This is a genomic window from Streptomyces adelaidensis (assembly GCF_016598475.1).
In the GTDB taxonomy this organism is placed as follows: Bacteria; Actinomycetota; Actinomycetes; order Streptomycetales; family Streptomycetaceae; genus Streptomyces; species Streptomyces adelaidensis.
This window is the reverse complement of the sequence record NZ_JAEMUX010000029.1, coordinates 1-23,966: the sequence shown is the minus strand read 5'-3', so window position 1 is coordinate 23,966 and position 23,966 is coordinate 1. Positions and strand designations below refer to the sequence as shown.

22 protein-coding genes and 1 pseudogene are annotated in these 23,966 nt (G+C 68.6%); 14 read left to right on the top strand and 9 right to left on the bottom strand.

The window, feature by feature from the left end; genetic code table 11:
• Positions 1-183: 183 nt before the first annotated feature.
• Positions 184-1,032: a hypothetical protein gene (locus I8N67_RS18685; RefSeq protein WP_200304272.1), complete on the bottom strand. Its 849-nt coding sequence runs from the start codon at positions 1,030-1,032 to the stop codon at positions 184-186.
• Between the two features lie 203 nt (positions 1,033-1,235).
• On the opposite strand from I8N67_RS18685, the gene I8N67_RS18680 reads away from it, so the two are divergent.
• The 4 genes and pseudogenes from I8N67_RS18680 to I8N67_RS18665 all read left to right on the top strand — a co-directional run bounded on the left by I8N67_RS18680 (position 1,236) and on the right by I8N67_RS18665 (position 4,457).
• On the top strand, positions 1,236-2,447 hold the full coding sequence (locus I8N67_RS18680) for a pyridoxal phosphate-dependent aminotransferase (protein WP_200304271.1): 1,212 nt from the start codon (positions 1,236-1,238) through the stop codon (positions 2,445-2,447).
• 118 nt (positions 2,448-2,565) lie between these two features.
• Positions 2,566-2,988, top strand: a complete 423-nt coding sequence (locus I8N67_RS18675) for an SCO4983 family protein (protein WP_200304270.1) — start codon at positions 2,566-2,568, stop codon at positions 2,986-2,988.
• 374 nt (positions 2,989-3,362) lie between these two features.
• Positions 3,363-3,701 (top strand): annotated as a pseudogene (locus I8N67_RS18670) (hypothetical protein); the annotation flags it as partial.
• A 153-nt stretch (positions 3,702-3,854) separates the two neighbouring features.
• The gene (locus I8N67_RS18665) at positions 3,855-4,457 is read left to right on the top strand and encodes a hypothetical protein (RefSeq protein WP_200304269.1); all 603 of its coding nucleotides are present in this window, start codon (positions 3,855-3,857) and stop codon (positions 4,455-4,457) included.
• A 41-nt stretch (positions 4,458-4,498) separates the two neighbouring features.
• Here I8N67_RS18665 and I8N67_RS18660 read toward each other — a convergent pair whose 3' ends face one another.
• From I8N67_RS18660 to I8N67_RS18630, 7 genes are all read right to left on the bottom strand, one after another.
• Positions 4,499-5,659 (bottom strand): hypothetical protein, encoded by a 1,161-nt coding sequence (locus tag I8N67_RS18660; RefSeq protein ID WP_200304268.1) that lies wholly within the window; start codon positions 5,657-5,659, stop codon positions 4,499-4,501.
• 381 nt (positions 5,660-6,040) lie between these two features.
• Positions 6,041-6,829, bottom strand: a complete 789-nt coding sequence (locus I8N67_RS18655) for a PP2C family serine/threonine-protein phosphatase (RefSeq protein WP_200304267.1) — start codon at positions 6,827-6,829, stop codon at positions 6,041-6,043.
• Position 6,830: 1 nt separating this feature from the next.
• The gene (locus tag I8N67_RS18650; RefSeq protein WP_200304266.1) at positions 6,831-7,592 is read right to left on the bottom strand and encodes a vWA domain-containing protein; all 762 of its coding nucleotides are present in this window, start codon (positions 7,590-7,592) and stop codon (positions 6,831-6,833) included.
• A gap of 68 nt (positions 7,593-7,660) precedes the next feature.
• Positions 7,661-8,818: a hypothetical protein gene (locus tag I8N67_RS18645; RefSeq protein ID WP_200304265.1), complete on the bottom strand. Its 1,158-nt coding sequence runs from the start codon at positions 8,816-8,818 to the stop codon at positions 7,661-7,663.
• Between the two features lie 148 nt (positions 8,819-8,966).
• Positions 8,967-9,548, bottom strand: coding sequence for a hypothetical protein (locus I8N67_RS18640; protein WP_200304264.1), 582 nt, complete (start codon positions 9,546-9,548; stop codon positions 8,967-8,969).
• Entirely contained in the window at positions 9,545-10,504 is a 960-nt protein-coding gene (locus tag I8N67_RS18635) for a serine/threonine-protein kinase (RefSeq protein WP_307835277.1), read from the bottom strand. Before I8N67_RS18635 ends, I8N67_RS18640 begins: the two co-directional genes overlap by 4 nt.
• A 709-nt stretch (positions 10,505-11,213) precedes the next feature.
• Entirely contained in the window at positions 11,214-13,040 is a 1,827-nt protein-coding gene (locus I8N67_RS18630) for a phosphoenolpyruvate carboxykinase (GTP) (protein ID WP_200304262.1), read from the bottom strand.
• Between the two features lie 352 nt (positions 13,041-13,392).
• On the opposite strand from I8N67_RS18630, the gene trhA reads away from it, so the two are divergent.
• The 10 genes from trhA to I8N67_RS18580 all read left to right on the top strand — a co-directional run bounded on the left by trhA (position 13,393) and on the right by I8N67_RS18580 (position 22,890).
• On the top strand, positions 13,393-14,151 hold the full coding sequence (trhA, locus tag I8N67_RS18625) for a PAQR family membrane homeostasis protein TrhA (RefSeq protein WP_200304261.1): 759 nt from the start codon (positions 13,393-13,395) through the stop codon (positions 14,149-14,151).
• A 139-nt stretch (positions 14,152-14,290) separates the two neighbouring features.
• On the top strand, positions 14,291-15,931 hold the full coding sequence (locus I8N67_RS18620; RefSeq protein WP_200304260.1) for a DHA2 family efflux MFS transporter permease subunit: 1,641 nt from the start codon (positions 14,291-14,293) through the stop codon (positions 15,929-15,931).
• A gap of 4 nt (positions 15,932-15,935) precedes the next feature.
• Positions 15,936-16,601 (top strand): TetR/AcrR family transcriptional regulator, encoded by a 666-nt coding sequence (locus tag I8N67_RS18615; RefSeq protein WP_200304259.1) that lies wholly within the window; start codon positions 15,936-15,938, stop codon positions 16,599-16,601.
• Positions 16,602-16,634: 33 nt separating this feature from the next.
• Entirely contained in the window at positions 16,635-17,360 is a 726-nt protein-coding gene (locus tag I8N67_RS18610) for a Mut7-C RNAse domain-containing protein (RefSeq protein ID WP_200304258.1), read from the top strand.
• A 73-nt stretch (positions 17,361-17,433) separates the two neighbouring features.
• Positions 17,434-17,790, top strand: coding sequence for a hypothetical protein (locus tag I8N67_RS18605; RefSeq protein ID WP_200304257.1), 357 nt, complete (start codon positions 17,434-17,436; stop codon positions 17,788-17,790).
• 193 nt (positions 17,791-17,983) lie between these two features.
• A complete protein-coding gene (locus I8N67_RS18600) occupies positions 17,984-18,664 on the top strand; it encodes a class I SAM-dependent methyltransferase (RefSeq protein ID WP_200304256.1) in 681 nt (226 codons plus the stop codon).
• 327 nt (positions 18,665-18,991) lie between these two features.
• On the top strand, positions 18,992-19,252 hold the full coding sequence (locus I8N67_RS18595; RefSeq protein ID WP_200304255.1) for a hypothetical protein: 261 nt from the start codon (positions 18,992-18,994) through the stop codon (positions 19,250-19,252).
• 207 nt (positions 19,253-19,459) lie between these two features.
• Positions 19,460-20,101 (top strand): hypothetical protein, encoded by a 642-nt coding sequence (locus tag I8N67_RS18590; protein ID WP_200304254.1) that lies wholly within the window; start codon positions 19,460-19,462, stop codon positions 20,099-20,101.
• Between the two features lie 962 nt (positions 20,102-21,063).
• Complete coding sequence (locus I8N67_RS18585; protein ID WP_200304253.1) at positions 21,064-21,855, top strand: TIGR04255 family protein; 792 nt, start codon at positions 21,064-21,066, stop codon at positions 21,853-21,855.
• A 618-nt stretch (positions 21,856-22,473) separates the two neighbouring features.
• Positions 22,474-22,890 (top strand): hypothetical protein, encoded by a 417-nt coding sequence (locus I8N67_RS18580; RefSeq protein ID WP_200304252.1) that lies wholly within the window; start codon positions 22,474-22,476, stop codon positions 22,888-22,890.
• A gap of 661 nt (positions 22,891-23,551) precedes the next feature.
• Here the strand turns inward: I8N67_RS18580 and I8N67_RS18575 are convergent.
• The coding region (locus I8N67_RS18575; RefSeq protein WP_200304251.1) for an NUDIX domain-containing protein at positions 23,552-23,966 on the bottom strand (415 nt) is incomplete at its 5' end.

Below are 23,966 nucleotides of genomic sequence, written 5' to 3'. Positions count from 1 at the left end.
TGATGTGAGTGGCGTTGGGTGGCGCGAGTGACGGAAGATCGTTCTGCCCTCGCAGTTTGTCATGCGCATTGTGAAGGCCGTGTGATGTGCGAGCAAGGAGTTGGTTCCGGCCGCATGATCTTCGGCCAGGGGGGCGGGGGCGGGCGGTGCGTGCCACGAGCCCTCGTCCGCGCCGATGACGGGCTACTTGGGCCCCTTCGTGGCGCCTTGGCCGCGACCTCGGTTGCCGTCGGAGTTGCCCCGGGACGAGGAGGTCGTCGTCGCGGACGGCGAGGCGGAGGTCGTCGCAGCGGAGGTGGGTGAGGCGGGACCCGAGGGCTCGGGGGTGGTGGCGGCCGGGGACGCGTTCGTGGACGTGTCGGGGGAAGAGCCGCCGGGGGATGCCGTGGCCGCCGCATCGGAGGAGCCGCCGGCGGACGGGGAGGCGGCTTCCGCGTCGCCGGAGCGGGCGTCGGCCGGGCCGGACTCGACGGGCGCCGGGCCGCTCGGCCCCTGCTGCCCCGAGGAGCCGAGACCGGCGAGCCCCGCCACCGCGGCACCCACGAGCACGGCAACGCCGATGCCACCCGCGATCAGGGCGCCACGCCGACGGGCCCGGCGCCGCCCGAGCGTGAGCCGCCGCCCGGCCGCGGGGCGCGCACGACGCCCGGACGCGTCCGGGGCACCCAGGGCGACCGGGCCGACCGGGCCGCCGCCTTCGACCGCACCCGCATCCCCATCCGCCCCCGCCCCCGCCTCCGCCTCCGCCTCCGCCTGCGCCTCCGAAACGGCACGCGCCCCCGAAGCAACATCCGCATCCAGAGCCAGACCACCCGCGCCATCCATCACCACCTGATCCAGCTGGACGGTGTCGTCATAGGCGTTCTGCCAGCCATGGGCGGCGGCGGGGTCCTTGAAGGTCTCGTAGTCGGGTGCGTGGTGGGGGTCGCCGAGCGGGTGGTACACGTTCGGCGGCCTCAGGACGCCGCCGCCGTGCCGGTCGAAACCACCGTGCCCGCCATGCTCCCCGCCCACCCCGCCCACCCCATTCATTCCGTCCGCCGTCCTCGCGTCGCGTGCTCGTGACCATGTGCCGTGTGACCGGTGGCCATGTGGGGGGGCGGCCGGACCTGGGCGGGATTTTAGATACGAGTGGGGTCGAGAGGACAGTCGAGAGCTATTTCGGGGCATAGCGACCGTCTCACGTGGTGCAAAACACGGCCCGGAACGCGTTACCGGGCCGTAAGCTCACGGACATGCAGGTGATCCAGTCGACGAAGCTCGCCAATGTCTGTTACGAGATCCGGGGCCCGGTTCTCGAAGAGGCGATGCGCCTGGAGGCGGCAGGGCACCGCATCCTCAAGCTGAACACGGGCAATCCGGCGGCCTTCGGGTTCGAGTGTCCGCCCGAGATCCTGGAGGACATCCTCCGCAACGTCTCGACGTCGCACGGCTATGGCGACGCGAAGGGTCTGCTCGCCGCCCGCCGCGCGGTCGTCATGCACAACCAGACCCTCGGCATCGAGACGGACGTCGAACACGTCTTCATCGGCAACGGCGCCTCCGAGCTGATCGTGATGGCGATGCAGGGCCTGCTGGACGACGGCGACGAGGTCCTCGTACCGTCGCCCGACTACCCGCTGTGGACGGCCGCCGTGTCGCTCTCCGGCGGTACGGCCGTGCACTACCGCTGCGACGAGCAGTCCGACTGGATGCCGGACCTCGCGGACGTGGAGCGGAAGGTCACCGACCGCACCAAGGCGATCGTCATCATCAACCCCAACAACCCCACGGGCGCGGTGTACGACGAGGCGATGCTGCGCGGCCTGACGGACATCGCGCGCCGCCACAACCTCCTCGTCTGCTCGGACGAGATCTACGACAAGATCCTCTACGACGGCGCCACGCACACCCCGACCGCCGCGATCGCCCCCGACCTGCTGACCCTCACCTTCAACGGCATGTCGAAGGCGTACCGGGTGGCCGGCTACCGGGTCGGCTGGATGGCGATCTCCGGGCCGCGCGCGCACGCCGACTCCTACATCGAGGGCCTGACGATCCTCGCGAACATGCGGCTGTGCGCCAACATGCCGGGCCAGCACGGGGTGGTCGCCGCGCTCAGCGGGCGCCAGACGATCAACGACCTCGTGCTGCCGGGCGGCCGGCTCAAGGAGCAGCGGGACCTCGCGTACGAACTGCTCACCCAGATCCCGGGGGTGTCGTGCGTGAAGCCGAAGGGGGCGCTGTATCTCTTCCCGCGGCTCGACCCCAACGTCTTCAAGATCAAGGACGACCGGCGGATGGTCCTCGACCTGCTCCGGCAGGAGAAGATCATGGTCGTCCAGGGCACCGGCTTCAACTGGGCCGAGCCCGACCACTTCCGGGTCGTGACCCTGCCGACGGTCGGGGACCTGCGGTCCGCGATCACCCGGATCGGGAACTTCCTGGACGGGTACGCGCAGGCGTAGCGCGGGCCTTCGGAGCGGCCGGGGAGGCGCCCCTCGGGGACTCCCCCCTTTCGGACTTCGCTCAACTTTAGACGGAATCTAAGGTAGGCTGGTTCTCCGCGAGCTTGGAGGCCATCCCATGTACGAGCCGATCCGCACGAAGTCGGTCCACACGATGGCCGGCACCGCCTCCTCCGACTTCCCTCACCGTTCGCGTGAGGAAGAACTGGACATCCAGCTCGCGGGACACCTCGCGGCACTCCTGGCAGTGACCGACGAACTCCGCGCCCTGGCCCCCTCCGCCGACCTCGACGCGGCTGCGGAGCGGCTGTCCGCGCAGGTCACGCGGTTGCGGGGCGGTCACCCTCCCGTACGGTCCTCGTCCGGCGCGACGGGCGGTCGTGAGCGTGGCGTCGCCGGGCTCCACCTCCGCGCCCACGCCCTCGCGGGCCGCGCGCTCGTCGTCGCGGCATCCCGCGCGGATACGGCCGCCGCGATCCTCTCGGCCGAACGCATGGACGCCCACGCGGTGGCACTGCCGCGCGAGCTGGCGGCCCACTGAGCCGGGTGCGTTTTCGGCCGCGGCCCGCATGCGGTTGCTCGCGCAGTTCCCCGCGCCCCTGAAAGCGGGGGCTGCGCCCCACGCTTTCCACCTCCAGGGGCGCGAGGAACCGCGCGACCAGCCCCCACCGAACCCGCACCCAAAAACGCACCCTCTCAGGGGCGCGAGGAACTGCGCGAAGAACCCCCACCGAACCCGCACCCAAAAACGCACCCTGTTAGGGGCGCGGGGAACTGCGCGAACACCCCCACCCACCCGCACCCGAAAACGCACCCGCGCCCGAAAACAAGCACCGTTGCGTTCCGGGACCACCCCTTCACCCCCGTTACCGCCGGTGACCAGGAACGTTGGGTTCCGCAGAGCACCCTCCCCCTGTGAGACGAATCGCAGGAATCGTCCTCGCGGTCCTGCTGATCGGCGGCGTGGTGGCAGCCGTCGTGGCAGGCCGGGACACCGGGGACACGGGCACGGCAACGAAGACCGTGCGAGGAGTGATCGGGTCGGAGAAGGCGGAGTTCTTCGCCGATCCCGAGGTGGTGAAGGCCCGTGCCACCGAGGGCTACACCGTGAAGACGGAGACGTCGGGCTCATGGGCCATGGACGGACTGGACCTGAAGGGCTACGACTTCGCGTTCCCGTCCAGCAAGGCACCCGCCGATGAGCTGGCCGAGAAGTACGACGTACGCGAACCACTGCCCCGCCCCTTCTACACGGTCGGCTGCCCGCCGCCCAGCGGCAGATCCCCGTCTTCCCGATCCTCTTCGGCGACTCCGACCAGGACGAACTGGAACACATCGCCGACCTGACCGGCGGCCGCCTCTTCGACGCCCAGCAGGGCTCCCTGGACGGCGCCTTCGAGGAGATCCGTGGCTACCAATAGGTTGCTGGCGTACGTCGAGTCCCGTAAGAACCTCACCGGTGGCGCCCTCGGAGTGGCCGGGCTCGGGCTGACCTTCGCGGGGGTCGCGGGCCCGTACTGGCCGGTCGTGGTCGTCGGGCTCTACGGGGCGGGTGCCCTGATCGCCCCGCCTGAGCGGCCCTCGCTGCCGGACTTCCCGGACCCGTCCGCCCAGCTCGACGAGTTGCGCACCGACTTCGGGACCCTCCGCGAGTACCTGGCCGGTATCGACCTCCCGCCCGCCGCCGCCGGCCGCCTCACCGAGCTGACCGAACTGCTCGCCGCCCTCCTCGACCCCGGCTGGGTCTCCGAGGTACTCACCCGGGACCCCGAAGGCGTCCACGCCCTCTCCCGGGCCGTCCGCCAGGACGTCCCCGAGGCCGTCGACACCTTCGTACGCACCCGCTGGTGGACCCGGCTGACCCCGGGCACGGAACCGCCCGAGCGCCACCTGGAGCGTCAACTCACGGTGCTTCAGGATGAGTTGGGGTCCATCGCGGCGGCCCTGCGGGACGCGGAGGCCCGCCGGCAGGAGTCGCACACGCGGTATCTGGAGGACCGGTCCGGCTGAGAGGGGGCGACGACCTCGAATCCGGCTGCCCCTCCTCCCGCTCAGCCCACGCTCGTCAGGATCACGATGAGCAGCACCACCCCGATCACCACGGCGAGCACCTTCAGCGCGGCGTACGGGGACGGGGGCTGGTCCGGTGGGGGTGGTGGGATCGGGAGCGAGGTGGGCCGGGGGCCGTTGAAGACGTCGTGGCCGGTGACGGCGGCCCGGGTGCACCAGGGGCAGGTCGGCAGGTGGGAGCCGAAGGTGTGCAGGGGCCGTACCGTGCAGGCGCGCACCTGGCCGCGTTCCTTGTCGAGGGCGCGCAGCCAGGCCTCGGCCCGCGGCCGGGCGGCGGGGTCCTGGACGCCCGGGCCGAAGGCGGCCTTGGCGAGGGTGAGGAGTTCGTGCGGCAGCACGGACGGGTCGATGGTGCCGCGCGGGATGGTGACCCGCTCGGGTCGGACGACGTAACTGCAGCTCGCGGCGATGTTGTCCTTGACCGTCGACTCGGAGGCGCTCTGGTGCGGGACCCCGCCGAAGGGGTGGTTGCCGGCGGTGAGCAGCTGGTAGACGAGGACGGCGAGGGCGAAGTCGTCGCTCTGCCGGGTGGCGGGGCCGCCGGCCTGGCGCTCGGGGGACGAGTAGTCGGTGGTGTGCATCAGGCACGGGAAGAGTTCGCCGGTGACCGGGTCGGTGAAGGCGATGGAGTCGCAGTCGAGGAACGTGACGAAGCCGTTGGCGTCGACGACGACATTGCTGCTGGAGAAGTCGCCGATGACGAGGTTGTCGTAGTGCATCCGGGCCGTCATGAAGGCGAGGTTCCAGGCGACGCCCAGCAGGAACCGCCAGTCGGCCCGGTCCGGGAAGAGCTTGAGCCGCTGGACACGGGTGAACAGACCGACCAGCTGGACGTGCTGGGGCTCGCCGAAGCGGCGCATGGCGTAGCCGATGAACCGCCCGTTCGTGTCCCGGGCGATCGCGGTCGGCCAGGCCAGCTCGGGCGGCTGGCTGGCGTCCGTCGGCCGGGCGGCCAGCGGTGACATGGTGAGCATCCGGGCCAGCCGCCGCTCCTGGTCCGACCCTGGCTGATCCCGGTAGATCTTCACGACGATCCCCGCGTCCCCCTCCACCGGGAACACGGCCGCCTGCCCGCCGCCCTTCAGGGGCAGCTCGGCCAGAGTGACCCGCCTGCCGTCGAGAAAGACCGTCCGGCCGCTCATGGCCGTACCTCCGAGTGTTCGTCGGGCCGATCGTCACGCGTCGTCGCAAGCCACCGGTCGTGGCCGATCACGGCGGGTGGCGAGTGGTCGGTGGGTGGCGAGTGGGCGGTGGGTGGCGGGTGGTCGGTGGGTGGCGGGTGGTCGGGGGGCGGGTGGCGGGTGGCGGCGGACAGTCACCGGCGACCGCCCGCCGCCGCCCGCCGCCGCGAACCGCCGCCGGCCGCGACCCACCGCACTCGCCGACCGCCATGGCTCCCGAGCCGCTGCCCCCGCCCACCACCGGTCCCGACCCGCGATGGCCGCCCCCACCAGCCCCGGCCGACCACGTCCGCCATCGCGCCCTCCCCCACACTCGCCGGCCGTCACCGCTCCCGGGCCGGCTCATCTCACATGCGTGCGTACCGCTCGCAGCAGCGTCTTGTCGTCCGCGTTCAGCGCGGTGAGGCGGTCCGAGCGGAGGAGGGCGGCCAGGTTGGTGTCCGGGGAGTCCTCGGTGGCGGTGTCGAGGGAGCGGAAGACGGCGTCGGCGAAGGAGGTGTTCGGGGACTGGGCACCGCCGGCCGGGCGGTTGAGCATGGCCTGCGCGAGGCCGTCCGTGGAGAGCAGCACCCCGTCGACCCCGTCGTCCGACACACACTCGGTGTGCGTCCAGCGCGCCACGTCCGGCGAGGTCAGGAACACCGTCTCGTTGCTGTACTCACTGGCCGCCGCGGCCTGCGGCAGCAGATGGAACTGCCGCTCCCCGTCCTCCGTCCCCGCCCGTACGACGACGAAGCCGTCCCCCACGGTCAGGTGCCCGATCCAGCCGGGCGCGAGCACCACCACCGTGAGCGTCGTGGCGAAGTCCTGCGCGTCGGCGCCGGTCCGGTCGAGGAAGTCCTCGCTGACGTCGCGCAGGGCGTCCCGCAGCAACTCGTGGACGGCCTCGCCCGGTTGCACCTCCACGGCCGCCTTGGCCCGCCGCGCGAAGTGCTCCGCCGCGAGCTTCACCGCGAGCCGGGCGCCCTCCTCCGAGCGGGGCCGGCTGCCGGCCCCGTCGGCGACGGCGAGCACGGCGACGGAGGACGTGGTGGCGTAGGCGCAGGCGTCCTGGCAGGGCAGACCCTGGCGCCGGTGCCGGTAGCCCTCGACGCTGAGGCCGTGGATCCGCCAGGGCTGGGCGGCGGTCAACTCACGCCTCCCAGGCCGGGCGTTGCGTCTTGAACTGGCTGAAGATCTTCTCGAACACCTCGTCCCCCGCCCCCTTCTGCTCGGCGTTGGCGCTGGCGGACATCATCTGGAGCAGCTCCCGGAACGGGAACCCCTGCAACCGGGCGTTGAACTTCGGGGCGAACGCCCGCAGCACCTGCTCCCCCATGTCCGTGATCCCGCCGACCCCGATGGCGTACAACCGGAAGCGGCGTGCGCGCTGCTCCTCGGCGAGGACGGGAACCAGCCGGTGCCAGGAGTCGGTGAGATGGCCGGTCGGGTCGGTGGGCAGGCCGTCCGTGACGAGGCAGATCTGCGGCCGGTAGTACTGCAGCCCGGAGGCCCGCAGCTCCGACTTCCGGGCGGCGACGATGTGCATCGCCAGCTCCAGCGCCTCGGTCATCAGCGTGACCCCGGCGGCCATGAGCTGCGGTGCCTGGAAGGCGTGCGCGGGTATGAAGGGGCTCATCCGGGCGCGCGGGTCGAGGAGTTGGGGCCCGCGCCAGGCGCCGACGCCCTGACCGCCGAAGGTGACGACGGCGACCTCCACGCTGTAGCTGAGGCTCACGTCGTCGTGGAGTTCCCGGGTCCACTCGGCGAGCGCGTTGTTGAGGGCCTGGATCGGCTGGCCGGCCATCGAGCTGGACGTGTCGAGGCACAGCACGAGCGGCATGCGCTGGGCGTTGTTCTCGAACTCGATGTCGGCGTACTCCGCCGGCAGGGTGGGCGGGTATTCGCTGTGCATCGCTGGTCCCCCTGGTGCTTCTGACGTTCCGGTTCGTGCTGTCGTCCGGTGGGCCCCGGCCATTGCCCCTACCTGGGCGTGCCCTTCGCGTGCCGGGCGGCCGTCGGCGGGAAGGCGTACAGGACGTCGCAGTCGCGCTCCCGCGCGTCGGCGACGTCGACGAGTCCACCGGGCACCGGCGGCGGCCGTCCGGGCTCGGCCCACACCGCCCGGCGCAGCACCCGGTCGAGCTCGACATAGCCCTGCGGGTGGAGTTCGGTGCGTACGACGGCGGTCCGCGCGTGGGCCGGTCGCGCCCCGACCTGCCGCCCGTGCCGTGGCGCGGGCGCGGCCGCGACCCGCAGCCGGGTGGTGCTCTCGTCCCCGCCGCGCGCCGCGTGGGCGGGCGCCGCCCGCGTGGGCGTACCGCCGCCGGTACGCCCGGGCAGTGCCCGGCGCCCCACGGCGACCGGGCCCCGGGAGCGGCGGATCACGATGACGAAGGCGAGGAGCAGCAGGGCGAGGAGGAGGCCCATCCACAGGACCGTCCAGGTGGCGCCGCTGTACCCGGAGTTCCCCTGGCCGACGGTCTCGCCGGCCGGCTCCTGCGACCGGGCCTTCTCGGACGGGGACTTCTCGGACGGGGAGGTGGAGGGACCGGACCGGGGCGGGTTCTTGGCGCCCGGTACGGGGGCGATGGCGTCGACGTGCGTGGACTGGTCGGCGGCGAAGCCCGCGTCGACCAGTTCCTTGCCGGTCAGGGTCGCCGGCCCGTCGTCGTCACGCTTGACCAGCTCGCACAGCTGGTCCTGGCCCGCGCAGAGACCCGCCGCCTTCAACTTGCCGAACGGGCCGGGTGACAGCCGGTCGATCCTGGCCCCAGGGTGTACGAGCCGTTCCTCTGCCAGGACCAGCAGGGCCGTACCGCCCTCGCCGGTGTTCTTGCCCTTCCGCACCTGGACCACGAGCGGGTGGCGGTCGGCGCGCAGCGTCTCGATGTCGTGACGCTGCCGCTCGCCGACCTCCTCGTACGGCAGTGGCGCGTCCAAGGTGATCACGACGGGGCCGTCCTTGATCACCTCGGCCCAGCACTCCAGTTGCTCGGTGAGCCGGTCGTCGCACGAGGCGGTCGAGGCGGTCGAGGTTGCCGCCGCGACCGCAGTCCCGCCCGGCACCGTCACCTGCACCAGGGCGACCACCAGTCCCACCAGCACACCGACGAACGGCGAACGCCCGATCGCACCCATCGCACCAACCCCCCGTGGCCTGAAAGGCACGCCCCCGTGGCCCTGAAAAAGCCCCTCCAATAGTGGAGCAGGCGGCCGGGCGGCCGGAAGGGTTTGGAGAATTCCGCCGGTGGACTTACGGCGACTTCCGTTTATATGACGGTCACTTCTACAACTTGAACACCTGATGGCAACGACTGAACATCTGTCTCGCCCGTTCCACCCAGTCATTGGCCAGGGCGTCGAAATCCGCCTGGGTGATCCGGCATGTCAGCGGGAGATCACAGACACCGGCAAGACAGGGCCGCGGCCCGCGTACGTCCCACACGGAAAGCATGGGGTTCAGTTGTTCGGTATTCCATGCGTTCGAAGCGGCGGCGGCGATGGCCAGTTGGTCCTGCCGCAGGAAGTTGCCGTCCGTGGCGAAGGCGACGAGGAGTTTCTTGGTGGTCATGAATCTCACCGTGACCATCCGCCCCGCTTCCTGGAGATCGAATTGCAGGGATACGGAGACGGTGTCGTGAGCCGTGTGGTAATTGTGCCGCGCGACCCAGTTCTGCACCAACTGCCGCCAGTGGCTGCCGAGGTCGTAGATCTCGGCGTTGCGCCCCGGAGTCGAGGGATTGGAGTCCCGCCCGGCGTACGACTCCCGCCCGGCGTACGAGTCGCGCCCGGCGTACGAGTCGCGCCCGGGGAAGGAATCCCGGCCGGGGTAGGACTCCCGGCCCGGATAGGAGTCAGGCAGTGTCACGGACGGACCACCGCCTCGGCCACCATGGCGTCGGTCAGCCCGGCGTCGAGCAGCGCCTGCGCGTGCAGCAGCAGACAGGAGGGCACGGACTCACTCGTCGTACGGCGCAGGTGGCGTTCCTTCAGTTCCTCGTACCGCACCTCGATGGTCCGGGCCACCTGCGGCGGCGGCCAGACCTCCGCCCCGTCGGCGTCCCCCATCAACTCGGCCAGGAGGTCCGCGAGCCGGGGCCGGTCCTCGGGCCGCTTCGCCAGACAGCGGGCGACGAGGGGCCGCAGTCCCGCCGGTACGCCGTCGAGCCGGGGCTCCCCGCTCGTGACCTCCACGCGCACGCCTTCCCCGCTGCCGTGCGGCGGGCGGCCGGTGAGCGCGTACACCAGGACCCCGCCCAGCGAGAACACGTCGCTCGCCGGGCCGACCCGGGCCCCCCTGATCTGCTCGGGCGACATGAACGGCGGGGTGCCGACCACCACTCCGACGCGGGTGAGGCCGGGGGCGCCGTCCACGCGGGAGATGCCGAAGTCGATGACGCGGGGGCCGTCGTGGGCGAGCAGGACGTTCGCCGGCTTGAGGTCGCGGTGGACGACATGGGCGGCGTGGATGGCCTGCAGCGCCTCGACGAGCCCCGCGCCGAGGGGGCGTACCTGGGTCTCGGGCAGCGGGCCGTCCGCGCGGACCGCCTCCGCGAGGGAGGGGCCGGGGACGTACATCGTGGCCAGCCACGGGAGTTCGGCCTCCGGATCCGCGTCCACCACCGCGGCGGTGTAGGCGCCGCTCACCACCCTGGCGGCAGCCACCTCCCTCGCGAAGCGTTCCCGGAACTCGGGTTCCGCGGCCAGCTCGGCACGGGCCACTTTCACCGCGACCTCGCGCCCCGCCGGGGAGCGGCCCAGATAAACCCAGCCCATCCCTCCCGACCCGAGGCGGCCCACTATCTTGTACGGCCCGATCTTCATGGGGTCACTTACAGGTGTACGCACCCCGCTCACCTCATTTCGGGGTTCGGTGCGGATGCCCCGAGTGTCCCCCGAAATCCGGCGCGCGGCAGTGCTTTTCGCTCCCGCGGTCGAGCTGGGAGGACTTGAAGTGCGTTGGCGGGTGCGGATGCGTCGTGGTCGCTCGCGCAGTTCCCCGCGCCCCTGAAAAGCAGGGGCTAGGCCCCACGCTTTTCGCCTTTAGCGGCGCGGGGAACGGCGCGAGCAACCCCCCAACAACCCGCACGCACCAAAACACCCGCACCCCCACGCCTTTCAGGGGCGCGGGGAACTGCGCGACCAACCACACACAACGCGCACCCACCAACGCACGCGAACCGCACGTTTTCAGGGGCGCGGGGAACTGCGCGACAAGCCCCCACCGGCCCGACACCCAAACAACCGACCGAACCCCCGTGCTTTAAGGGGCGCGGGGAACTGCGCGAGCACCTCCACACAACCCGCACACCCACCAACGCACGCGAACCGCACGTTTTCAGGGGCGCGGGGAACTGCGCGACAAGCCCCCACCCACCCGCACCCGTCAACACACCAGCACCCCCCGCTTTAAAGGGGCGCGGGGAACGGCGCGAGCACCCCCCCACCCACCCGCACCCGAAATCACACCCGACCCCCCAAGCTCCCCCCGCCCAAAAGAAATCCGCGGCCGGCCGCGGAGCAAAGGGGGGCGTCAGCCCAGCCGCTCCACCAGCGCCCGGTACTCGTCCCACAGCTCCTTCGGCGTGTGATCACCGAAGGTATTGAGGTGCTCGGGCACCAGCGCCGCCTCCTCCCGCCACACCTCCTTGTCGACCGTGAGCAGGAAGTCCAGGTCGGAGGAGGACAGCTCAAGCCCTTCCGTGTCGAGCGCGTCGACCGTCGGAAGGATGCCGATCGGCGTCTCCACACCCTCCGCCTTGCCGTCGAGCCGATCCACGATCCACTTCAGAACCCGGCTGTTCTCACCGAAGCCGGGCCAGACGAACTTGCCCTCGTCGTTCTTCCGGAACCAGTTGACGTAGTAGATCTTCGGCAGCTCGGCCTGGTCCCTGCCCTTGGCGACATCGACCCAGTGCCCCATGTAGTCACCCATGTTGTAGCCACAGAAGGGAAGCATCGCGAAGGGATCGCGGCGCAGCTCGCCGACCTTGCCCTCCGCCGCGGCCGTCTTCTCACTCGCCACGTTCGCGCCGAGGAACACCCCGTGGTTCCAGTCGAAGGACTCGGTCACCAGCGGTACGGCCGTGGCGCGACGCCCACCGAAGAGGATCGCCGAGATCGGCACGCCCTTGGGGTCCTCCCACTCGGGCGCGATGATCGGGCACTGGGAGGCAGGCACGGTGAAGCGGGCGTTCGGGTGGGCGGCCGGCGCCTCGGCGGCCGGCGTCCAGTCGTTGCCCTTCCAGTCGGTCAGGTGCGCCGGAGTCTCCTCCGTCATCCCCTCCCACCAGATGTCGTTGTCGTCCGTCAGCGCCACGTTGGTGAAGACGGAGTTGCCCCACAGCGTCTTCATCGCGTTGGCGTTGGTGTGCTCACCGGTACCGGGCGCGACACCGAAGAACCCGGCCTCGGGATTGATGGCGTAGAGCCGCCCGTCCTCCCCGAACCGCATCCAGGCGATGTCGTCGCCGATCGTCTCGACGGTCCAGCCACGAACCGTCGGCTCCAGCATCGCCAGGTTCGTCTTGCCGCAGGCGGACGGGAACGCGGCGGCCACGTACTTCGACTCGCCCTGCGGCGGGGTGAGTTTGAGGATCAGCATGTGCTCGGCGAGCCAGCCCTCGTCACGCGCCATGACCGACGCGATGCGCAGGGCGTAGCACTTCTTGCCGAGCAGCGCGTTGCCGCCGTACCCGGAGCCGTACGACCAGATCTCGCGGCCCTCGGGGAAGTGGGAGATGTACTTGGTGCTGTTGCAGGGCCACGGCACGTCGGCCTGGCCGGGCTCCAGCGGGGCGCCGAGGGTGTGCACGGCCTTCACGAAGAAGCCCTCGGAGCCGAGCTCCTCCAGCACCGGCTGCCCCATGCGGGTCATGGTGCGCATGGAGACGGCGACGTACGCGGAGTCTGTGATCTCGACGCCGATGGCGGAGAGCGGCGAGCCGAGCGGGCCCATGCAGAAGGGCACCACGTACATGGTCCGGCCGCTCATCGAGCCGCGGAACAGGCCCTTCTCCCCCTGGAAGATCTCCCGCATCTCGGCGGGGGCCTTCCAGTGGTTGGTCGGGCCGGCGTCCTCTTCCTTCTCCGAACAGATGAAGGTGCGGTCCTCGACCCGGGCGACATCGGTCGGGTCGGAGGCCGCGTAGTAGGAGTTCGGGCGCTTGATGGGGTCGAGCTTCTTGAAGGTGCCCTTCTCGACGAGCTCCCCGCACAGGCGCTCGTACTCGGCCTCGGACCCGTCACACCAGACCACGTTGTCCGGCTGCGTCAGTTCGGCGATCTCGTTCACCCACGCCACGAGTTCTCGGTGCGTGGTGGGGACGGTTGAGGGGGGAGCCGCGATGTCGCGCGCCACGATTGCTCCTAAAAATGAGGGATTTTTTGTTGGAGGCCCCGTGGGGGCTGCGACCCGGATGCTTCACGAGGGGAACCCTGGGCGCTCATCCGGTGCCGACCGCACTCATTTGATCATCCGACGGGAGCGCCCATCTGTCCAGAGGGCCTCACACGTGAGCATCGTGAGCATCGCCACTCCACGACCTTCACTCGAGAGGTTTCCGTGCGTCACCGCCCCTTCACCCCGGGTATCCATGAATTCACCCGCGTACTCCCGATGCTGCGCCCCGCGTGAGACGATGGCCACTTCGGGGAGCACGAACAGCCCGCTCGGTCCCGTAACTTACGGTTCCGTAGGTACGATGCGAGGTATGACAGCGTCCGCCCCCGACGCGCACACGGAGAAGCCGAACGACGGCCGCGACTCCGACGCGCGCTCTCTGCCGCATCAGATCGCCCACCAGATCAGCGATGAGATCAACCAGATCACTGACGAGATCAAGCCCAAGCTCCGGGGCTGGCTGCATCTCGGCATGTTCCCGGCCGTGCTCGTCGCGGGCCTGGTGCTCACCGCCCTCGCGGACTCCACCAGAGGGCGCATCGCCTGCGGGATCTTCGCCCTCACGGCCTGCCTGCTCTTCGGCGTGAGCGCGCTGTACCACCGGGGCACGTGGAGCCCCCGCATGGACGGCATCCTGCGCCGCCTGGATCACGCCAACATCTTCCTGATCATCGCGGGCTCCTACACCCCCCTGACCATGCTGCTGCTGCCCGGCGCCAAGGGCCAGTGGCTGCTGTGGGGCATCTGGGGCGCGGCGGTCGCCGGCATCGCCTTCCGGGTCTTCTGGGTCGGCGCCCCGCGCTGGCTCTACACCCCCTGCTACATCGCGATGGGCTGGGCGGCCGTCTTCTTCCTGCCCGACTTCATGCGCACGGGCGGCATCGCCGTCCTCGTCCTGGTGATCGTCGGCGGCCTCCTCTACAGCGCCGGCGGCGTCATCTACGGCCTCAAACGCCCCGACCCGTCACCGCGCTGGTTCGGCTTCCACGAGGTCTTCCACTCCTTCACCCTCGCGGCCTTCGTCGTGCACTACGTGGGGATCTCCATGGTGGCGTACCAGCACGGATAGCACGCCCCTCCTCCTTCCTGGCCACGGCTCCCGAGCCGTGGCCATTTTCGTACGCCCGGATTTCCGTATGCCCGGACAGAGTCGACCAAGAGCCACCACCTATTGACAGTTCCTAGATTTTGACAGCTACTCTCATTTCATGGCTACCGTCACTCCACACTCCCCCGCCCTGCCCGACCCTCGCCGCTGGTGGGCCCTAGGCGCCCTGGTCGCGAGCATGCTGGTGCTCGGCTTCGACATGACGATCCTCAACGTGGCACTGCCCACGATGGCCGAACAGCTCGGCGCGACCACGGGTCAGCAGCAATGGATGGCGGACGCGTACATCGTCGTCTTCGCGGCGCTGATGCTCCCGGCCGGACTGCTCGGCGACCGGTTCGGGCGACGGCGGATGCTGATCGTCGGGCTAGGCATTTTCCTGGCCGGGTCATTGGTGGGCTCTCTGGCCCAGGACGTGAACGCGGTCGTCGTCGCCCGAGCGGTGATGGGTGTCGGGGCCGCGCTGGTAACCCCACTTGCCCTTTCCGTACTGCCCTCGCTCTTCGCCCCCGACGAGCGCACCAAGGCCGTCGGCATCGTCTCGGCGGGCTCCACGCTCGGCCTGCCGCTCGGCCCGATCATCGGCGGCTGGCTCCTGAATCACTACTGGTGGGGCTCGGTGTTCCTCATCAACATCCCGATGGCGGCGATCGGCATCGCCGCCTGCGTCTTCCTGCTCCCCGAGACCAGGGACCCCGCCTCCCCGCGCGTCGACACCCTCTCCACCGCGCTCGCCGCGACCGGCCTCGGCTCACTCATCTACGCGATCATCGAGGCCCCCACCCGGGGCTGGGCCGACCCGCTGATCCTGGCCATGCTCGCGGCGTCCGTCGTACTGATCACCGCACTGGTACTGCGCGAACGGCGGGCCGTACGCCCCATGCTGGACATGGGGCTGCTCGCCCACCGCGGCTTCCTCTTCAACGCACTCGCCGCGACCCTCGTCATGTTCGTCCTGTCCGGCCTGATGTTCGTCCTGCCGCCGTACCTCCAGGCCGTCCTCGGCCATGACGCCCTGGGCACGGGCGTACGTCTGCTGCCGCTGATGGGCGGCCTGCTCGTGGCAGCGCGGGCCGCGCAGCCGGTCGTCGCCCGCTTCGGTTCCCGTGCCGTGGTCAGCGCGGGACTGGTGGTACTGGCCTTCGCCGCGCTCCTCGGCAGCCGTACGACGGTCGACTCCGGCTACGGCTTCACGGCGCTGTGGCTGTCGTTCGCCGGGGCCGGGTTCGGGCTCTCGATCGTGCCCGCGATGTCCGGCGCCCTCGGCACCCTGCCCACCGACCGCGCCGGCAGCGGCTCGGGCCTGCTGATGACGCTGCGCCAGGTGGGCGGCGCGATCGGCATCGCCCTGCTCGGCAGCCTGCTCGCGGGCGTCTTCCGGGACCGCCTCGACACCGCCGGACTGCCCGCGTCGGCGGCCGACACGGCCGGCGACTCGGTGGTAGCGGCCCACACGATCGCCGAACAGGCGGGCTCGCCGGCTCTCCTGACATCCGCGAACGCCTCGTACGTCCACGGCATGGGTGTGGTCCTGCTGGTGGGCGGCGGCGCGGCCCTGCTCGCCGCGCTGCTGGCGGCAGCCTTCCTGCCGAACACGCCGACGCCGGCGAGCGACGGCAACGACGGAAACGGCGGGAACGGCGGGAACGGGGGGAACGGAGGCAGCGGCGGGATCGACCGGACCATCGCCACCGCCACCGGCCCTGACCTGGCCACGTCGAAGACCGATGCCCGACAATGACGGAATGACGGCCGCACGCCCCACCACCCCCACGACCCCTTCCACCCCCGCCACCCCCTCCACGCCCGCCGACCGCCCCCCGCTCGGGCTCCGGGAGCGGAAGAAGATCAAGACCCGCGAGGCGATCCGCGCCGCGACCTACGCCCTGGTCGAGGAGCAGGGCTACGACGCGACGACGATCGAGCAGATCGCCGACCGGGCGGAGGTGTCACCGTCGACCGTCTTCCGCTACTTCCCGACCAAGGAGGACATCGTCCTCACCGACGAGTACGACCCGATCCTCCTGGAGGAACTGCGCGCACGCCCCGCGGACGAACCCTGGCCGGACAGCATCCGCCATGTGATGCGCGAGGCCGTCCGCACAGGCATCGAAGAGGACCTGGCGGTGGCAAAGCTACGCACCCACCTGATGGTCCAGGTCCCGGCGGTGCGCTCCCGGATGATGGAGAGCATGTCGGTCACCGGCCGCATGCTCTGCACCGCCATCGGCGAACGCACCGGCCGCGACCCGAACAGCCTGGAGGTACGGGTCTACGCGATGTCCCTGATCGGCGGCCTGATGGAGACCTCCCTCTACTGGGCCGAGAACGACCACCAGGACGACTTCGCCAACCTCGTCGACCGCACCCTGACCACCATCCAACACGGCCTCCCCAAGGAAACCTCCTGACCCCGGGCGCCTCCCCCATGCCATCCTGACCAGGTGAACGGCCCCGAGATCCACGTCGAAGTCGCCCCCGAACTGACCGTGTTCGTCCCACCCGGCCGGCGCACCGGCGCGACCCCCCTCACCACCGACGGGGTCTCCACGCTCGGCCATGTCGTGGAGTCCCTGGGCGTGCCGCTCACGGAGGTGGGCGCGCTGGTGGTCGACGGCCATGAGGTACCGGTCTCACACGTCCCGACGGCCGGCGAGTCGGTGACCGTACGCCCGGTCACCCGCCCCCAGCTCGTCCCGGGCGCCCCGCTCCGCTTCCTCCTCGACGTCCACCTCGGCACGCTCGCGCGGCGCTTGCGGCTGTTGGGCGTGGACACGGCGTACGAGTCGACGGACATCGGAGACCCGGCGCTGGCCGCGCAGTCCGCCGCCCAGCAGCGGGTGATGCTCAGCCGCGACCGGGGGTTGCTGCGGCGGCGGGAGCTGTGGGCGGGGGCGTACGTGTACAGCACCCAGCCGGAGGAACAACTCCGCGACGTACTCAGCCGCTTCGCACCTGAGTTGCGGCCGTGGAGTCGGTGCACTGCGTGCAACGGGCTACTGAAGGCGGCGACGAAGGAGGAGGTCGCCGACCGGTTGGAGGGCGGGACAGAGCGGTCGTACGACGTGTTCGCACAGTGCCGTGACTGCGGGCGGGCGTATTGGAAGGGCGCGCACCACGAGCAGTTGGAGACGATCGTGCGGGAGGCGTTGAGGATGCGTACGGGGTGAGTCGGGAGCTGCATCACTCTTGCTCCGGAGGCTGAGCTGTGGCTGACTGGCGGCGGCGTCGAGGGGGACAGGCATGGGCAACTGGGTCGTGATCGCGCAGTACTCCTACGGCGAGGCGTACAGGACCGAGTTCATCTGCCGTGGGCAGGAAACGAAGGACCAGGCACTGGAGGCACTCCGTGCTGCCCTCCACACGTATGTGCCGAGCAAGAGCATCATCGAGAAGCGGCGCCATGTGTACCGCTTCGCCGACCAGGAGTCGTACCTGGTGGTGATCAAAGGCAAGCTGACGGAGTGGGAGTGCATCCTGCGCATCGCGGAGCTGGTCTCGGACTCGACCGACCCGGCCGTGGCCAAGCGGGCACAGATGGACGACGGCGCGGGAGAGGTGACCGACGGACCGCAGGACCGAATCCCGCCCGGCTACTGAGCGGCGGACCGAACTCCGCTCGGGTCAGTCGTCCTGCGGAGTCGCGGCCATGTGTTCAACCGGGTCAACTACGGCGCTGAAGCGACCAACTTCGCGACGCCCTTTGGACGCTCTTTGGACTCCTTTTGGACGTCGTTTTGCCGGACCGGCAACAGGAGTGGCAGACCGGGACGCGGTGGGCGACGGTGGGCCCGTGACCGACAACATCGCAGCAGGATCACCCGCGTCCGACATCCCCTCGCCCGCCGACGGATACGTCGGAGACCCCGCGGTGCGGGAGGAGTGGGACAACCGGTACGCCGACCGACAACAGTTGTGGAGCGGCCGGCCCAACGGTGCGCTCGTGGCCGAGGTCGCCGGGCTCACACCCGGGCGGGTCCTCGACGTCGGCTGCGGCGAGGGCGCGGACGCCGTCTGGCTCGCGCGCGGCGGCTGGGACGTGACCGCGCTCGAGGTCTCGGGCGTGGCGCTGGAGCGAGCGGCCGGGCACGCGCGGGACGCCGGCCTCACCGTGCACTGGGTGCACGCCGAACTCACCGAAGCGGCGCTTCCACCGGCCTCCTTCGACCTGGTTTCCGCCCAGTACCCGGCCTTGCTGCGCACCCCCGACGCCGCTGCCGAGCGAGCGCTGCTCGCGGCCGTCGCGCCCAGTGGCGTGCTGCTGCTCGTACACCACGCGGGGATGGACACCCAGCAAGCGGACGAGGGCGGCTTCGACCCGGCTGACTACGTCTGGCCCTCGATGGTCGCCGATCTACTCAACGACGACTGGGAGGTAGAAGTGGACGAACAACGGCCACGCCTGGCACCCGACGGCGGCGCAGGCGCGCACCATACCGACGACCTGGTGCTGCGCGCGCGCCGGCTGCGCTGAGAGACTCCTCGGCTCGCGGCAGGCCGAGCGCACCCGCAAGGGCGGCCCCAAGGCCCAGGTCACAACCACAATCTGAGATCTCTACCGAACCCGGGGCGGTTCAATCAGGCTCCTGCTCGCCGACCAGGAGGGCAGCCCAACTCGTCGGCACCGTGGATAAGTCCACGGTGGAGCGGAACTGCCCGAATCGTCAGCGGGTCCGGTCCGTCGTGTCCTAGAGTGCGAGCGCGGCGGCCGAGACCAGGAAGCGTGAGCTGGAGGCCGAGAGACGTACGAACGTTGAGATCGTCAAGGTGCCGATTTTTCAGAAGCGTGGGGGAAGAGTTGATGGACGAGGACAAGAAGAAGGACGCCGAGCTACCACCCTTGCTCTCCCGGTTCGTGGACGCGGCGGTGTGGGCCAGGACAAACAGTGATCTTGTCTGGGACAGGCAAGCAGATGGAAGGTTCCGCGCCGGACTCGTCCTCAAGTTCTCCGCTTCCCAGTCGGTCATGCTGAAGATCGAAAAGAATCCTGGCAGCCGTCTCGACTGGCAGTTCGGTCCCGCCAAGTCCCTCCCCAAGCTGCGCAGGAAGCCTCTACGCTGATACGTGAACCCACGCCCTCTTCGTCCCGAAGCAACTTGGGCGGGGGCGCTGCCTTGTGCTGGTGCGCCTCTCACCTGCTCTGACGGTTCGCAGGCGTTCGCTGCTGTTCGTGGGCGTTGTCACGCGGTTAGACACTCACCCGGTACTGCTCCTCGTTTGTGGGAGACACGCTGCCAGAGCAATAGACCATCCAGCAGACTGGCGGCCATGGACTGGATCTCACCCGTCTCCGGACTCGTTGGCGCCCTGGTGGGTGCGGGATTGTCATACCTCGGTACACACCGGGCGCAGGCTAAGGCACTGGCCGATGCCCGCTTGGCCCGCCTCCAGGCCAAGCAGGACCAAGCCGTAACCACATTGGCCGAGACCTTTGGTGATCTCCAGAAGCATGTCCGGGAGATCCCAGGCGAATGGGAGCCGGGGATGGACGCCGGGGCGACCGCCGCCGTCACGGCGGCACGACAGGCGTGGGATGAGAAACTGCAAGACTTCATTGCGCCAGCCCGGTTGGCCAGCGGAGTCATCCGGGACAAGAAGCTGCGCCACCGCCTCAACGAGACTATGAACCTGCTGGAGGAGTGGGACAGTGGGCTGGTGTATGCCTTCCACGGCCGCTCCTGTTCTGGAGTGCTGCGCGGGGTGATTGCCCATGCTGTGGAGTGCGTAGGAGCGTGGCAGAGGGAAGAGGTACTGCCCGAACCGAACCACGCCTTCTGGGAGGCTCGGGAATCCATGCAGGCCAAGCGGGACGAGTGGGAGGCCATCGCGGAGGCCCAGGAGGAGGACCGGTTTCGGCGCCGCGCCGAGCGCAACAGCGCCGGCACGCTGCCTCCCCCCGTAGTCGGGTGATGTGAGTTCCGGCGGCCATGGGTCCCCAGGATGGGCAACGAGCAATGGCCTCGCGCTCTCAGCTTGGGAAGCTGCGATCATTCGGGGCCCGTTGCATCGCTGACCTGGGCGAACGGCTAGGCTGCGGCCTCGTCAGGCTCGGGTGCTTTCACCGTGATTCCCCGCTGTTCCCCGCTCGATCTGGTGCGCTTGTGGTGCGGTCGGGCAACAGGCCACCGCAGGTGCTACAGCCTCAGATCTTGAGGATGTAGCACAGGTGCCCGAAATTGGTGTGCGGCCGGGTCGTGGCTCTCGGCACCCTAGGACTATGAGTCGTTGGAAGCTCTACGGCAACTGGTACGCCGATCTGGCTGGCCTCTCTGTCGAGCAGCTGCGGGAGGGCCGGGCCTTGGCCGCTCAGCGGGCTGAGGGTGCTGCGGCGCGTGGCATGGGTCGTAGCCCCAAGGCTGCACGGGGATGGCGTGAGCGGCTTCACGCTGTCGATGACGAACTCCTGAAGCGGGGTATCCAGGGCGCGTAGCCACGACGTGAGGGCCTGAGCCTCAGCCGACGACAGCCAGCCACGATGGCGAGTGCGCCGAATAATCAAACGGGCGTGTGCCTCGTCCCACCTGAGTTTGACGCTGGTGCGGAGCTCTGGTGTGTGAAGGGGGCTGTCCCTTTGCTCTCTCGACCTGCAGTGCTGTGACGCTGCGTGTACGAAGTCGGCCAAGCTGACGTCTTCCCGACAAGTACACGCAGGTGCTACATGTTGCGAGATCATTTCTCTCTTCAACAACCGCCAGCGGTGACACAGGCTTGCTTAGTAGGGTCGCGGCGACCGAGGTTTGTGGACTAGTCCACTGCATACTATGTCAAACTGTGCAACAGTGGACATAGTTAACCTCCCTCAGTAACGGGCTGAGTACAAACGCTGTTAGTTGCGTAGTTGATGTGGGTAACCTGGACAAGGGGGTGTCGCGATGGCGAAGAAGCTGAGCTTTGCTCGACCGCCAGTGCGGTCGGTGGTTCTGAGTGTTTTCCTGCAGCCACTTGCGAAGCTTCGAACGCTTGATCTGGCGCCGCTGCGCGTTGAGTGGCGTCACCAATACCCCGAGCTTCAGGAGTTGACTCCGCTTCCGTCGTGGGGCCCGCAAGAGCCGGACTCTGTGCAGTTTGTGCAGTCCGGGCTTTCGTGGCCCATGCCGCTGTGTGTATTCGCCACAGAGAGCGGTGATCGACGGATCCGATTCCAGCATGACCGCTTCATTCTGGCCTGGATTTTCGAGCCCGAAAGTGACGGATATCCAGGTTTTGATACCTTGAAGTCTGAGCTAAGTGAGAAGCTGGAGCGATTTAGTAAGCTATCTCATGAAGCGGTCGGCGAGATCCCAGAGGTCAAGCGCATTTCGGTTGAGTACAGCAATAACTTGCTGGGGATCGCAGCACACGAGGCCATGGCCGGCGTGCTGACCGGATGGAATAGGGAAAGCTCTTTCCCCTTTGGTAAGCCTGACTATTCCGGGTTCAGGGTGCATTACTGTGATTACGAAGATCACCCTAACATCGGGGTGCTGGTGGGGGTCGACTCGGCGGTAGGGGAGAGTGCCGAGGAGGAAATCCCCGACAGCTCAAACCTCACACTGAGTGCAGAAGCGGACGTCGAATCTGGATCCGACTTCTGGGGTGCCCTTGAAGAGGCGCATGATGTGGTAACTAGCGTCTTTGGAAAGGTGACTAGCGAGCGCATGCGACGCGAATGGGGGGAGAAGTAATGAATGTCTGGAGTGTTTCGGCTGCCGGTGTTGGGCGATGCACATCGTCTCTCGACTTACCGCAGGATTTTGCGCGACCCTCTAGGCGTTCTGCGCCTGCTGGGATGTGGGTTATCCGGAAATTTGCTTCTCATCTCGCTGGTGAAAGCGCTTCCCACTTCTTGCAGCCGCTCGGCGCATCTACAAAACTAGAGCTGCAGATGTACATCAGCTCTAAGCTCCAGGAACTTCGTTCGCTTGAGGTGGGCTGGGATGGAGGACACGCTGACTCTGTCTCTCAAGGTGTAACGCACCAGGTCTATCGCATCCTCGACCACTTGACAGACAGTCGCAGTGTTTACCCATTCCTGACGCCTACATCCGAGGGTGGTGTTTTGGCTGAGTGGCGCGCAGGTAAAGAGCGTCTGGAAATCGAATTTACCCCTGGCGAGGCTCCCTATGTCTACGCAGTCAACGTTGACGGTGACCTTAGGATCGACGGTCACCTAGGGGAAAAGGGGATCGCCGTCGACACTCGACGCGCACTTAAGGACCTTTCGCTCAGGGTCTGGGCCAGCAATCCCGCGTGGAAGAGACTGTTTGTCTGAAGTGGCCTGAGCGGGAGGGGGGATACTGGCCTTGGAGAGTTCGTCCACGTGGGATGACGCGTCTATTCTGGACGAGGAAGTCATCTATCGCCGGGTTCCGGATGTTCCAAATTTCCTCACTGCGGACCTCATCAGTGGAGATAGGAAGCCGAGTCGTGCTGCTTTCCAGTTCGACAGTGACGGTATATCGGTCCACCGGAAATCCTTGCTAGATGAGAACGGCCTGGGCCCTGAGTCTGTAATAAAGAAGCCTGGGCAGATGGTCTTTTCTTTTCTTGCCGCTGTTCCTCGATCTCATGGTGTCGGGATTATTTATGATCCCGTAGATGATCCTCCGGCTGGCTTTGCCCACGCGCTCATTAGAGGCGAGAAGCCTAGGCCCGATGACAAGGCATTGAGGGCGCGGGTTGGTGACGCGCTGGCGGAGGCGTCAGTGCGCGTTTATTGAGCGCAATCAGTCTTTCAACCGTTGTTCTGACCTGAGCCACCGAAAGTCAGCCAGGGCGGCGGGTGGGTCGAACGCACACTCGTCACGTGTGTCTCCAGCAACCCCGTGCCGGCCTCAGCCACGCATTTCGGATTCGTCACGGCCGCAACCTCGCTCCGACTTGGGCGCTGTTGGTGGCAGCTGAGTGGTCTTTTGACCTGCTCGTTCCGCTGGGGTACCTGGTTGCAGGAGTCGCATAGGCGGCGTAGCGACGCCTGGCGGCTGCCCAGCCGCGATGTACCCCTTCTCTCGCATCAGGCGGCTGTTTGCTGTGCGCGCGGCACGGGCGTCGGCCGGGTTGGAGCGGGGCGGAGACTGGAGCGCAGGCCCGGCCGGGGCCGGGCCGCGCGCGGGGAGCGGAGCGAGCCGCCTTGAACCAGTAGAGAAAGTTTGTAACTCAGTCGGTCCGCTGGGGCCTGTGCAGCACGCATTGCAGCGTTGGCAGTGCCCGTTGCGCTGCCTCGAAGGCAGCCTCGACGAAATCCCTTCCGCACGAGTGCAGTTAAGTTGGCGACCCCATCGCGCTGGGCCTGGAAACAAGCGAGACGGCGTGGACCGGATACGGTTCCGCCGGCGGTGCCGTTCTCTCGTCCGTAGGCGCTTCCGATGACCCTCCCCGCTCTCAACCGAGATAGGGCCGCTCACGATGCTCCAGGAAGTGTTGAAGTCGGAGCTGTTGGGTGTGGTGCATGGGGAGTTCGTCCAGCTCTGCGGGCGGTACGAAGCGTAGTTCCGTGGACTCGTCGGAGATTTCGAGGTGGCCGCCGATGATGCGGGCGGTGAAGCAGATGTTGAACTGTCTGCGGACTTCGCCGTCGGTGTAGGCGATGATGTGTTTGGGGTCGGTGTAGGTGCCGACCAGGCCGGTGATCTCGACATTCAGGCCGGTCTCTTCCTTGACCTCGCGTACGGCCGTGCCGGGTAGTGAGTCCGTGAGGTCCATGCCGCCGCCGGGCAGTGCCCATAGGTCGTTGTCCCGTCGGCGTTGGAGCAGGATGCGGCCCAGCTCGTCCGTGACGACAGCTGAGGCCGCGACC

What these genes read in the sequence shown, in the direction of transcription:
- I8N67_RS18590 (WP_200304254.1), top strand. Translation starts at nt 19,460, where the DNA reads ATGGACTGGATCTCACCCGTCTCCGGACTCGTTGGCGCCCTGGTGGGT.
- I8N67_RS18620 (WP_200304260.1), top strand. Translation starts at nt 14,291, where the DNA reads ATGGCTACCGTCACTCCACACTCCCCCGCCCTGCCCGACCCTCGCCGC.
- I8N67_RS18675 (WP_200304270.1), top strand. Translation starts at nt 2,566, where the DNA reads ATGTACGAGCCGATCCGCACGAAGTCGGTCCACACGATGGCCGGCACC.
- I8N67_RS18585 (WP_200304253.1), top strand. Translation starts at nt 21,064, where the DNA reads ATGGCGAAGAAGCTGAGCTTTGCTCGACCGCCAGTGCGGTCGGTGGTT.
- I8N67_RS18645 (WP_200304265.1), bottom strand. Translation starts at nt 8,818, where the DNA reads ATGGGTGCGATCGGGCGTTCGCCGTTCGTCGGTGTGCTGGTGGGACTG.
- I8N67_RS18605 (WP_200304257.1), top strand. Translation starts at nt 17,434, where the DNA reads ATGGGCAACTGGGTCGTGATCGCGCAGTACTCCTACGGCGAGGCGTAC.
- I8N67_RS18635 (WP_307835277.1), bottom strand. Translation starts at nt 10,504, where the DNA reads ATGAAGATCGGGCCGTACAAGATAGTGGGCCGCCTCGGGTCGGGAGGG.
- I8N67_RS18680 (WP_200304271.1), top strand. Translation starts at nt 1,236, where the DNA reads ATGCAGGTGATCCAGTCGACGAAGCTCGCCAATGTCTGTTACGAGATC.
- I8N67_RS18615 (WP_200304259.1), top strand. Translation starts at nt 15,936, where the DNA reads ATGACGGCCGCACGCCCCACCACCCCCACGACCCCTTCCACCCCCGCC.
- I8N67_RS18595 (WP_200304255.1), top strand. Translation starts at nt 18,992, where the DNA reads ATGGACGAGGACAAGAAGAAGGACGCCGAGCTACCACCCTTGCTCTCC.
- I8N67_RS18660 (WP_200304268.1), bottom strand. Translation starts at nt 5,659, where the DNA reads ATGAGCGGCCGGACGGTCTTTCTCGACGGCAGGCGGGTCACTCTGGCC.
- trhA (WP_200304261.1), top strand. Translation starts at nt 13,393, where the DNA reads ATGACAGCGTCCGCCCCCGACGCGCACACGGAGAAGCCGAACGACGGC.
- I8N67_RS18650 (WP_200304266.1), bottom strand. Translation starts at nt 7,592, where the DNA reads ATGCACAGCGAATACCCGCCCACCCTGCCGGCGGAGTACGCCGACATC.
- I8N67_RS18685 (WP_200304272.1), bottom strand. Translation starts at nt 1,032, where the DNA reads ATGAATGGGGTGGGCGGGGTGGGCGGGGAGCATGGCGGGCACGGTGGT.